10 protein-coding genes are annotated in these 12632 nt (G+C 33.0%); 8 read left to right on the top strand and 2 right to left on the bottom strand.

Annotated elements, in window-relative coordinates; genetic code table 11:
* Window positions 1-388: 388 nt before the first annotated feature.
* The 8 genes from EGX95_RS00800 (at window position 389) to EGX95_RS30070 (ending at window position 10092) form a co-directional block, all read left to right on the top strand.
* On the top strand, window positions 389-1525 hold the full coding sequence (locus tag EGX95_RS00800; protein WP_000557422.1) for a hypothetical protein: 1137 nt from the start codon (window positions 389-391) through the stop codon (window positions 1523-1525).
* Window positions 1526-2234: 709 nt separating this feature from the next.
* A complete protein-coding gene (locus EGX95_RS00795; protein WP_123805314.1) occupies window positions 2235-3188 on the top strand; it encodes a hypothetical protein in 954 nt (317 codons plus the stop codon).
* A gap of 19 nt (window positions 3189-3207) precedes the next feature.
* Window positions 3208-4707 (top strand): hypothetical protein, encoded by a 1500-nt coding sequence (locus tag EGX95_RS00790; RefSeq protein ID WP_000239320.1) that lies wholly within the window; start codon window positions 3208-3210, stop codon window positions 4705-4707.
* A 16-nt stretch (window positions 4708-4723) separates the two neighbouring features.
* On the top strand, window positions 4724-5173 hold the full coding sequence (locus EGX95_RS00785; RefSeq protein ID WP_001168864.1) for a hypothetical protein: 450 nt from the start codon (window positions 4724-4726) through the stop codon (window positions 5171-5173).
* A gap of 25 nt (window positions 5174-5198) precedes the next feature.
* Window positions 5199-5594 carry a DUF4320 family protein gene (locus EGX95_RS00780; RefSeq protein ID WP_001181745.1) on the top strand — a complete coding sequence of 132 codons (396 nt, stop codon included), beginning with the start codon at window positions 5199-5201 and terminating at the stop codon, window positions 5592-5594.
* A 192-nt stretch (window positions 5595-5786) separates the two neighbouring features.
* Window positions 5787-7304, top strand: coding sequence for an S-layer homology domain-containing protein (locus EGX95_RS00775; RefSeq protein ID WP_413463792.1), 1518 nt, complete (start codon window positions 5787-5789; stop codon window positions 7302-7304).
* Between the two features lie 149 nt (window positions 7305-7453).
* Complete coding sequence (locus EGX95_RS00770; protein WP_076855985.1) at window positions 7454-9799, top strand: hypothetical protein; 2346 nt, start codon at window positions 7454-7456, stop codon at window positions 9797-9799.
* A 131-nt stretch (window positions 9800-9930) separates the two neighbouring features.
* Window positions 9931-10092, top strand: a complete 162-nt coding sequence (locus tag EGX95_RS30070; protein WP_042512131.1) for a hypothetical protein — start codon at window positions 9931-9933, stop codon at window positions 10090-10092.
* Window positions 10093-10164: 72 nt separating this feature from the next.
* On the opposite strand, the gene EGX95_RS00765 is transcribed toward EGX95_RS30070, so the two are convergent.
* Together EGX95_RS00765 and EGX95_RS00760 are read right to left on the bottom strand one after the other, a co-directional pair.
* Entirely contained in the window at window positions 10165-10719 is a 555-nt protein-coding gene (locus EGX95_RS00765) for a hypothetical protein (RefSeq protein WP_142995885.1), read from the bottom strand.
* A 335-nt stretch (window positions 10720-11054) separates the two neighbouring features.
* Window positions 11055-12415, bottom strand: a protein-coding gene (locus EGX95_RS00760; protein ID WP_123805311.1) for an IS3-like element ISBce15 family transposase whose coding sequence is annotated in 2 segments (ribosomal slippage) — window positions 11055-11959 and window positions 11959-12415 — 1362 coding nt in all. Because the reading frame shifts where the segments join, the coding sequence is not laid out codon by codon here.
* Window positions 12416-12632: the final 217 nt, after the last annotated feature.

The raw sequence follows: 12632 nt of genomic DNA, 5'->3' as shown, positions 1-12632 counted from the left end.
ATATTTTTGTATTTTTTTATATACAAATTTATTAATAATAAAATATTTATATAATAAAAAATAAAATATAAAAAAGCAAAAAAAGGTTCATCAGCCCAATGAAATAGCGCCAACTACTTCATTGTGGTACACCGCACAAAAATCCCAAAAGAAATTTTCAATCGACCGCGGTAAACAAAGCCAATAAACCTTTTTATTTTGCATGAAATTATAAGATAATTTTACTGTATCTTATGTATTTGTGCAACTTAAAAAGGGGATTTCTTGCGTAATTTTAGGCATTGTTTACCGTTGTTATACAAGTATTACTCTTTTAAGAGAGTAGTATTTTTGTATCCGTGGTATGACAGTGCCTTTTTCTGCTCTTTCGAAAGGAGTTAGCAACATTATGCATACGCAAATGGCTTTTTCCCAACAGAACTTTAAAGTTCATGGGGTTAAATTTTTTGATGGACTATTAAACATCGTAAAACTAGAAAATGAAAGAAAAGAGTTACCATCTTCAGCTTTAGCTACTTACATCTTGCTTCACTTTGAATGCAATGATATAGGAATGCTACCACGTGAATTTCAAATAATGGATCTTGCTAAGAAAAGTGGGATTCCCTACACAACAATTTATACAGGGTTTCAAGTTTGTTTGGAGCGTAGACTCGTAAAAGAAACACCTGTTGGAAATCGTACTGTATATGAAATTGTAGATTATGCGTTGTATAACCACACTACTGCAGAAACTGCAAAGATGACAGGCATATCGCTATCGTATTTCCGTATTCCATTTCACCTAATTCAAACAACGATAATGAGTAGTCTAGTAAAGGCTCGTGATAATAGAGGGATTATATTCCTTTTAGATTTAATCAATACTTTTTCAAGAAAAGTAGGTATGGAACATTATAAACATAAAATTGAGGAGTTTCAGATTACAAGAAAGATGTCTTCCTTAAAAAGGAGATTAAATCGTAATGCAAAGAAAGTAAGACACTACATAGAAATTATTAACCCCATCGTGCAATTTACTGCAATCGATTCTAAAGAGAAGAAATCTAATGAAACAAGAATTACTAGTGCAAGGAAACAGGTAAAACAAATCATCATTGAGAAGTTCAACGTTGTATTTTCTTCAAACTGCGTAATTGAGAATGATAAAAAAGAATTACATAGACCAGTAGCGAAGTGCAGAAAAGAAGCGGTGTCTCGTTTGAAACATATGGGACAGGCGTTACGTAAAAAAGATAAAGAAAATATAATGACTGCATTTAGACAAGAAATTGTTGATATCGCAATCTATTTACCGACGAAACAAAAACAAAGTGAATTATTAATTTACGCAATGACTTATGCATTAGATCAAGTGGAAAGTTGTTTGAAAGAGCAAGAAATATTCTCTATTCCAGCATTTATGCGTGTAAAGTTTAGAGAGTCCTGGATAGGTTTTAAGGAAAAAAACTTGTCTACAGGGAAAAAACACGATGCAATGATAAATTATCATAAGAAGAATGGTGTTTATCCGGAATTTATGTGATTTTAAAAAAATATATATGGAAACCCTTGTTAAAAAGTTACTTAAAAGCAAGGGTTATTTGGCATGTTCTTTAATTTGAAGACATGCTTTTTTATTTAGGAAAATATATCTATTAGCATTTTTACGGAAGCATATAATTGATTTACGTTATGTTTGGTTACGACTCGGTATGTTCATAATTCGATTCAATACTTGTGGTTATCTTAGTAATATGATTCTAACCTTGTGAATTCTTAGTAATATGGTATTTAACTTCTTAATTTGTGATTTCTATGATGTAGAGCTTGTATGTAATGGGGATATTACGATAGTGAATTTAGCTTAATATCCAGGAACGTATGTAATACAAGGCTTTAGAGGTGTTTGCTGAATCTCTTTATAATTAATGATTGAGTTTAGTTATATATATTTCTTGTTGTTTTTATATAAAATACTTGGATTATTTATATTTAATTACTTGTATTTTTTTAAATTAAATACATAGAAAAATAGAAAGAAGGAATAAATATAAGTTTACAAGGAGGTAATTAATCTATTGACTTTTAAAATTCATAGAGGTATTCTTATACGTGAACTACAATTAACTAAGAGAAATATACAAATTAATAGATTTAATTTCTAGCTAAACGGACACACCGAAGGCACATAACCTGCCATCGGTGTGTCTTTTTTTTGTATAAATAACAATAAAAAGGGAGAATTTGAAGCTATGAACGAAATTGTGAACATGAGTAAAGAACGATTTACAAAGTATTGTGAGGAGAATGCAGCATTTGAAGAGGATATTAGTCGCATTATTAATCACTACTTTTTATTACTAGGGAATAAGGCAAATATCTTACAGGAAAGAGAATTTAATAACGAAATTGAAGAAAAAACGTTTAAAAATAATGTGAAACGTTTTGAAACTCTATTCCCTGCAGCTGTTAAAAATACATTTTTAAAAGGATATCAATTATGCCTTGAGTTTATAAATCATCCTGAAACGCAAATTCCTGAGAATCTATATACTGATCCGAATTTTATAAAAGATATTCCTTTTGCCTTAGCAAATGCATCTGAATATGAATTGTACGAAATCATTCGTACAGATGAAACACAGGAATTTAGTGTATTTGCTATACGAACATATGAAGGGATTCGTCCATTGTTAGAACAAGTATTTTGCGAAGTTGCATTCACTGGTGCTGAATATGCTTTTGAACATGAGCGAATGGAAAAAGGAATTGAATTAAAGAAAGGTAATAGTACCTCGTTAACCAAAGTTCCTGTAGATCGTCTTTTCGCGATTACGCCTTCTGTTAATGGAGTTGTTGTACATGCGGAAGAACATTGCGAGATTTGGAATTTAAATTGGAATAGCAAAGTAACAATTAATGATCCTTTTATTGAGCTTGCTGAGGTTACGTTTATTCATCAAACAAAAGATATGATTCAAAAAAATATTGAAGATGGTGTTTTATACTACAGCATTCTTTATCTTGGTACACCTTTACATGAGATACAAGATCGATTAGAAATACGAGTAAAGCTAAATTCTGATTTTGGAGCTCCACGTACAATGGAACAAGTTGAAATTGAGTATATTTTGAATGAGATTATTGGGAAGGTTCATCTTGAGGCACAAATTCCAATTGAAAACATGATTTTAATCCAACGTTAGATTTTGTAGGAGGTTAACTATGGTGAAAAAAATCGTTTTAGCTATTAGTGATACTGTATATACGGCATATTTACGTGAGGATTTTATTGGTGCGGGATTTGAAGTAGCTGATAGTGATGTGATGCATATCAAGTATCTAGATGAAATTCTAGATACAGAACAGCCCGATATTCTATGTATTAATGACAAACGATTAAATATTGATGCGGGACATGAAGAGAAACGTGAATTGATTATCTTACAGAAACTAAGAGATATTCGCTTTAATCGAGATATTCGTATTGTGGTATTTACAGAGCGTGAAAATGATGATGAGTTTTTGGCGAAACTGATTTATCTAGGTATCTATGACATTTTTAACTCTCGTAGAATTGATATTGATAATAAAGTTATCCCGCAGCTGCTACAGGAGTCGGATATTAAAAATGTAGCAGAAATTGTAGGCGCAAGTCAGGCACCACAACAAACAAAGTTACCCGAAGTTCCTGTTGATGAGGAAGAAGAGGAAGTATCAAGTGAATTAGAGGAAGGTGGCAACAATGAAGCTTCCTCTAACTCCAAGAAACTATTTAAAAACAATCAAAAGCGTAAGTCTGTTCCAGGTGAGTCACAAAAAGCACCTATTATAAAAAAACAATATAAATTGGCTTTTGAGCCGGTATATGAAAAACAAATAGGTATTGCTATTCCGAGAAGAACAATTGTTGTGGCCAGCATGAACAAAAGAAGTGGTGCAACTTTTGTTTCACATCTTTTAGCTGCTTACTTAAATGAACTACAGATTGATGTGAACTATATAGAGAATCTATATGATGATGGATATACGTATCCTTTATTAAAGGGATATACAGAAGCACCAGAAAACTATCGTAGTGAATTTATGTTACAGCGATATAAGGAGATGCTACAGAAGGAATCTGATATATTATCAATTCCAAAATGGAAGCAAGGAAGAATAAATTATATCGTAAAGAATCCTATAGTGGACCAAGAGCTGAAAAACGAAACAGAGCAGGACTTTGACCATTTTATTAAGGTATTATTGGCTAACCAAGAAGCGCCTATATCTATTATTGATGCGGGGTACGATTGGGATAAAGATTTATACCATGAAATATGTGAAATGGCAGATTTTATTTTCTTTGTAGCAGAACCAGATCTGCATCAATTGTTAAAGATAGCGCATCCTCTTACACAAAAGGAGAGAAAACTTGTTTCTTACTTAGTTTTAGAGAAAACGAGAATTATTGGGAATAAGTTTTCTACTGCACTTTTAAAGCATGAAGTAGTAGAAGAATGTTTTGGCGATAAGGTATTAACTGCTTTAGCACCATATGAGATAGAGGATGTATTTGAATCTCAATTAAAAAGTAGTACGTTACTATCTAGTCGGAACTATTATAAAGAGCTTGAAGGAATAATGAAGGAAATAGCAGAGTTATTACTGCCAAACCAATTGTTGAATCAAAAGAAAAGTTCCATTTTAAGTGGATTTCGATTTCGGAAGTCTGAAAATTAAGGAGGGGTGAAGAAAGATGCAAAAATTTATTATAGGGGCCGCCTCAATATTATTATTTGTTGGCTGTTTATTCTTAATGACAGATATGATTATTGGAGATACAACACACACAGATAATAAGTCTGCATCAGAACGCGCTGGAAGTACAGCAATGGATAAAGCCGTAAAAGTAGGTGTTTTACGAGCGCAAGAAGAAATTGCTATTGAACCAGGTATCGCAAAGAAAGAATTTGAAAAGTCTTATAAACAAAATGCAACATTTAAGGATCCTGCATCAAAACGAGAGTTTTCTGTACATGCTGTACAAGAGCAACCTGCAATGATTGCGGTTGAAGGAGAAGCGGAAGCTGCTAGTTATACGAAACAATTTGATGAAAAGAAAGGTAACATTAAGAGTAACGCAAGACACATATTTATTTATGAAGCAGATTCTGACAACAAGAAAGCTGGAGGAAACGTGAAATAAATAAGAAAAAGTAGGTGTGTAAGAAATGCAAAATACAGTAACAACAGCGCTTTTTCTAACGCTTTCTTTATTATTGATAACTCTTATACCAGAAGGTGTACTGTATGGAATGCAGTTAGTAAAAGCACATGATTTTGCTTCTAGTACAGTAGAGTTAGCAGAACAAACAGGTGGTTTTCAGTACACATATGAAGGAAAAAACGTAAATCTAATTCCTGATATAGAGAAGAAAATGAAAGAGCAGAATATGGATGGATGGAAATATGAATATACTAAAGGGCGCGTGGATCATAATCAGCCGTTAAATTTTAAGATAAAAGCTGAACATCACTTCTTTATTTTTAAAATGATAGGGATTGATAGTGTGAAAGCACCAATATGGGCTAACAAAGATGGAATGGGACAAATCTATTTCCGTTGAGAATATCAATATATATAAAGAGTTAAAAACTATACTGAAAAGTGTAGTTTTTTTACTAGAAATAAATATTTATAAATAAATATATAAAAATACTTTACAAGCCTATTTCTATATGGTAATATTTTCCATATAGAACAGCGGTTATAAAAAAACGCTAATTTATAAATTTATATGTTAAAGTATCTGGATTTTATATTTAAATTCGATACAATAAAGGAATCTATTAAAAAACTAATATACTTGGAGGAACAAACAATGGCTAACAAATTTTTAAAAACAGCAACAGCATTAACAATTATGGGTACATCATTACTAGGAGCAGGAGCATTTACTGCTAAGGCTGATAACACAGACTCATTAAAATTCAGTGATGTTCCAGCAAATCACTGGTCTACAAAAGCAATTTATGATTTAACAAATCGTAAAGTAGTACAAGGATACGGAAATAATATCTTTGGTTTTGGTGACAATGTAACTCGTGGGCAAGTTGCTCGTATGATTTATATGTACGTTAAACCAGCAGATGCAGATGCTAGCTTCAAAAATCCATTTACAGATATTAGAGGACACATGTTTGAAAAAGAAATTAGAGCACTTGCTAAAGCAGGTCTAGTAAATGGTTATGGTGAAGGGAAATTCGGTCCAGATGATGTCTTAACTCGTGAACAAATGGCGCAAGTACTTACAAATGCTTTCAAGTTCAAAGCTACTAAGACAACTTCCTTTACTGATGTTGATAAAAACTCATGGGCATTAAAAGCAATTAGTGCATTAGAAGAAAATGGCGTTACTATTGGTACAGGAGGTAAAATGTATTCACCATATGCACATGTAACTCGTGAACAATATAGCCAGTTCTTATATAACTCTATTAATGCAGTAGAAAAAGAGACTAAACCAGAAGTGAAGCCAGATCCAAAATCTGAAACAAAACCAGAAGAAAAGCCAGAAGTGAAGCCAGATCCAAAACCTGAAACGAAACCAGAAGAAAAACCAGAAGTGAAGCCAGACCCAAAACCTGAAACAAAACCAGAAGAAAAGCCAGAAGTGAAGCCAGATCCAAAACCTGAAACGAAACTAGAAGAAAAACCAGAAGTGAAGCCAGACCCAAAACCTGAAACAAAACCAGAAGAAAAACCAGAAGTGAAGCCAGATCCAAAACCTGAAACGAAACCAGAAGAAAAACCAGAAGTGAAGCCAGACCCAAAACCTGAAACAAAACCAGAAGAAAAACCAGATACAAATTTACCATCAAGTATAGATAAAGGTTTAGTTACAGAGGAAGTTACGTATAATCCAAACGCTATGAAAAACCCGATTGCTCAAAAATCCATTTCTACAGAAGCGCAAAATCTTATTAAGAGTGTGAATAGTAAATATGGTACTAACCTTAAGTATGCAGATATAAATGGAACAATTAGACTGGTTGATAAAAATATGTACTTACCAGAAGGTACAATTGGGGCACAAGTCTACGTTAATGCAACTAGTGAGAATGATTTTAAAATTATTTTCTTAGATAATAACGAAGCAACTATTGAATTAGCTAAAAAGTGGACTACGATGTTAAATTCTGATTTAGTTCTAGATAAAGAAATTCAAGAAACTGTAGATGCTCAAGAAATTAATAACTTTGAAAAAGGAAAATATAAAATTCGTGTAGGGCATTCTACAGCTGACCACATGATGTACATTCAAGTACGTGTATAATATCATTGCAATTCAATGTTTCATTTGATATATTGAAATATGTAATATAACAATTAATAAATAAATTTGATTTATTTACGTAAAGGACACACCTTACGTACCTCCCAAGGTACAGGTGTGTCCTTTTTTATGTTTAAAGGAGGGATTTTATGAAACTGAGTAAAAAAGTATTATTAACCTGTACTTCTTTAGTTTTGTTATTACCGTCAGTAGCAAGTGCAGGAAATAGTGATGTACCATTTTATGATGGAAATGAAACTACGATTTTAGCGTCAGACGAATTACAATTGAAAGGAAAACTACTTAGGTCTGGAAGTAGATATAAGCCAAAAGAGTTCGACTATAAAGCCGATATACATTTTCCTGCTGTTTATAATGGTTCTTTTAATTGGGGGAATCCAAGGGAAAACCTTATCCAAAATGAAGACCATTCAGATCCTTATGTGCGTATATCAAATGACGGCTATATTAACCCTTCAGTTGTAGTGGGAGATAGAATGGTAACTGAAGTGGAGAGAATTACAAATAGCATAATTACAGATAAATATTGGGGCAACCCTCAGTTTGTTTTAAAAAATTTAATTCCACATAAGATTACAAATAAAGAATCCTTTGAATCTTATGGACATTTCTATTGGATTAGGGACATTGCATATCTTTCTGGTGGATATGCAGGGGCTGGTGGTGTAAATGATGTGAATAGGTATAGCTTGTGGTATGTGCGCACAAGTAAACCTCAAATAAAAGATTTTAAAGCTACTAGTGGGCCAAAAGATATACCCGTAAAATTTACATTTAACGGTTTTGAATATGTAAGTAAAAATAAAGGATACAATGACCGAGATCCTAATGGAACAACAATAAACCCTTATCAAAAAGCTGCTGGAGAACGGAACCGAGTTAAATGGATGTTAGATATTACAAAAGATGGCGAAACCGTGTATCATCAAGAAAATTATCTACGTTCAACTCCGCAAAAAGATAATCAAAAACCAAATGAAGGTGATGCAGGGCAATTTAAGTCAGAAGAACTAAAGTGGCAGCCACAAATGTGTGGCCGATATACTGCAAAAATTAAAGTCATTGATGCTGTTCAAAGGGAGTCAAATGAGAAAACTGTTGATTTCACCATAAATGGTAACTGTGGTACAGAAGTAACACCTAATCCAGATCCAGGTGCTGAAGATGATTTTAAATATAAAATCGATTTCTCTGCTGACCGAATAGAAGGAGAAACAGCAAGAGAAGGAAAGAATATAAAAACAAGAATAGATGTATCACGTGATAATTTTAAACCAGAACGTGACCAATATAGAGCAAAGGTAAATAACAATATTAATAAGTCCGAGCAAGCGGTAAATAGTTCTGAATCCGATAGAGATAGTGCGCAGTCTAGTCTTAGTTATTGCCGTCGTAATCCAATTCATGAGGTAGATGCAGAAGGGAACCATCACTATTACGATAGAGACTGCTCTTGGGAAGAAAATAGATTAGATAGTGCAGCAAGTAGGTTAGATACAGCAAGGCAGAAGTTAGAAAAAGAGAAAAATAAAATTAAAAAGTTAGATGAGCTAGAAGCGAAGTATGCAAATCCTGAAACGGTAGTTGTGCTCAAGCATAACGGACAACAAGTAGCGACACAAAAGGTAAGGTTAACTGAAGGAGAAAAGAAAACATTGAACCTTGGCTGGCAACATAAGGGGAAAGGAACAATTCAGGCAGAAATTAACCCTGCTGGTAACCGATTAGATATAGAAGAAACCACATACAAAAATAATCCTATTAAAACAGCTATCTATTCACCATCTCATGAAAAAGGAATGTGCGGAGTAACGAGTGTAAAAGGTGTGGTAGAAACAGTAAGTGAACGTGTGTCAAAAGAGGACACAGTGGGAGAAATGTTCTATGAAACATTAAGTGGAAGTATTGATAATTTAGAACCATCTAAGCTCCATGCGGGGTATGGTTATTCTTATGAAGTTAATGGGAAATACAAAAATGATTGGAATACTAATTATCCAGGTGTATTTACAAAAGCAACGGCACAGTATCCATTTGCAGATGAAGGACTAAAAACAGCATATGATTTAGAGAGTGTTTCTAATAATGGCTTAACATCTAAATTCCTACCTAAAAATATGTATTTGTCTGAAGTAACAGGACATGTCTTTGATAGTAAAAGACCAACTAAGTCTTTATATTGGGATGGTAAGGAAAAAATTATTGATGGCCAACGAAAATGGTATGCGCCATTAAAAACAAAAGATAGAAAATATTCGTTCAATGTTGAAACAAACCCAGCAGGTGTGAATGAAATGAGTTTGTGCCTGACAGATGAAGTGGAAATTAAAGGTGTTGCGTACGATGATTTTAAAAAGAGAAGGGTGCTTGCGGATCTTCCATTCCCTGTGCAAACACCAGGTTGGAATTGGGTTGGAAAGGAAAAAATTATTACTGATTTATCAAATTGGTACTATATGAAGAATAGAAATTAGATTAATAGTATTGTATAATGACTTGAATCGACAAAAGTATATAATCCTTCTTGAACTAGTAGCTGAATGGATAAACCAAAGGCACACCCCTTAATGGGGTGTGCCTTTTTTCATAGAAAGGGGAAATTTGAGTGGATAAAAAGAAAAAGCAGCGTGTGAGACGAGTGATTTTTCTTGGAGTAATCGCAATGATAGTATCAATATATATTGGAAATGAATTTCAAGATCGAAATGGGACAAGTTATGCTCCTGCAAGATATTTTGAGACGGGAACAAAGCTTGTTTCATTCTAAAAGTCTAATAAATAATAAAAAGAAAAAAGAGACAGCAGTTATATAATGCTGTCTCTTTTTAGGAGAATGGGATCAGGAGAAATTACCTATCCCTTTCTTTTTGAAGATGGGTTTTAAATCCCATGCAAACTCTTTCTTTTCAGTACCTGTTGAACCCAAAATTCCTTTATAGTAGAATCTATCGGCATCTTCTGTTTTATCAAAATTATAAATATAAGCACGCGTTTTAGATTCTCCAGGCTTTAATTTAACATCTCCAGTTTCAAATGCCTCTCTCACCGGAAATCCTGATAAGTTTTTATCGTTCAATCTAAAATCAGTAAATGGAGCTTCTTTCTCTATATTCCCTTTATTTGTAGCTGTAAAACTAATAATAACAAGATAATCTTTAGCAGGTCTAAGTGTCATATTAAAATCAGGAGAGGGATTGTATTTGTATTCCAGTGACTTTTCAACATCTGAAATTTGAAATTCAATATCTTCCATAGTTATAGATTTATTGTATTTTATCATTTTATAAGACTCATTATTTTGATTGCTTGATTTACTTTCCGGTCCACTTTGAGTTTCCTTCTTTTGAGTTGTTTCATTATCATTTGAACACCCAGAAATTAACATTAAAATCATTGATATTAGAACAATAAAAACATTTTTCCGCAAATTAATATCCTACTTTCTTTATATATGGTTATTAGTATTATAACTATATATAATTCGATTTACAATGTATATTAAAAAGGAATGAATAATGGAGAATAGAATACATGACATGTACAATAGTTGATGTTATAATAAGTGTAGAAGTATTATAATAATAGTTTTTGCATAAACTAAAGAAGACGAGATGCTCCAACATCTCGCCTTATGTAACTGTTACCGCAAGGTGGCTAGTTGCTAAAAAAAGTTTATTTTTTCTTAGAACCGCCCTTCACTGAACTGGACCCGAAAAGTTAGACATATATTTAAGCAGCTAATAAGGATTGAATTCTGTATTTTACAGGAGGCAATCCTTTTAATTTTGCCTTAATCCTTTTATTATTGTAATAATAAATATAATTCTCTAGTTCTTCCCTAAAGTGTTCCATACTTTCAAAATCTTTAAGATAAAGTAATTCAGATTTTAATAAGCCAAAGAAATTTTCAATGACTGCATTATCTAAGCAATTTCCCTTACGGGACATACTTTGAGTTATATTATTTTCTCTTAAAATATATTGATATCTATCCATTTGATAGTGCCAACCTTGATCTGAATGAAGGATAGGAGTATCTTCTTTATCCAAGCATTTTAAAGCCTTATCTAACATCCTTTCGACTAGAAGGAATGTAGGGCGTTTCTCAATATTATAGGAAATAATCTCACCATTAAACAAGTCTAGAATAGGAGATAGGTAGAGTTTTTCACCAAACAAATGAACTTCAGTAACATCTGTAACCCACTTTTCATTAGGCTTAGAGGCCTTGAAATCACGCTTCAAGACATTTGGCGCTACCTTCCCAACCTTCCCGCGATAAGAGCGGTATTTAGTGATTCTTACCAACGATTTTAACCCTAATTGATTCATTAAGCGAAGGACGGTTTTGTGGTTAATGGTATAGCCCTGATTACGTAATTCAAGTGTGATACGCCTATAGCCATATCGCCCTTGGTGTTCCTGAAAAATCTGCTTAATACTTTCTTTAACCTCGTTATATTTATCTTCACGACTCATTTGTTTCACCCAGTAATAATATGTACTACGAGCCATTTCAGCCGCTTTAATCAAGTCGATAATTTTATATTCATGCCTTAACTCATATATTATGTGTGCTTTGTCTTTTTCAGAGATTGTTGTTTTTGTTGAATTAAGGCGTGTAACTTTTTTAAATAAGCATTTTCCATGCGTAAGTATTCAATTTCTTTTTGTAAATCATTTTGAGAGTTAATATTTTGTTTTTTCTTAGGTGCAATAGCCTGTTTCTTCTTCACAGTGGAGTACCCCTTACTTGTTTTACGAAGAGCATCTATCCCCTGTGATTCTAGCATTGATCGCCACTTCCTAACGGTACGAGGAGATGGAACGTTGAACATAGCGGCCGCTTGTAGGGGCGAAGCTCCTGTATTGTTCATAAAATTCAATACTTCCATTTTAAACTGAATGTCATACCTTGTACATTTAGAGTTTAAGGACTCTATTCCTTGTTCTCTAGTACGTGCCACCCACTCTTTTAATAACGATATACTGACTTGATATTTTTTGGCAGTCACTTTAAAAGAATCATTTGTATTTAAATAATGTTCAACGGCATTTTTTTTTAATTCGAATTTATATTTTCTAGACATAATAAAACCGCACCTCCAATTGTTAGTTATTTGTCTAACAAATTGGGTGCGGTTCACACACGCTTGCAGGCATTGTGGGTGGTTCTTTTCGTTTTTCGTCGCTTTTTTTGTGTTTTCTTCCAAGACATTGAGAGGTATTTACCTACTCGTTTTGCAAAAAACACAGCGACTTCTCTAGCAATTACTTTTAAAATTTCAATTGCTATTATGAAAAGTA

The organism is Bacillus sp. FDAARGOS_527 (assembly GCF_003812125.1).
Lineage (GTDB): Bacteria > Bacillota > Bacilli > Bacillales > Bacillaceae_G > Bacillus_A > Bacillus_A paranthracis.
Note: the sequence above shows the minus strand (reverse complement) of the source record. Positions and strands in the feature narration are given on the sequence as shown.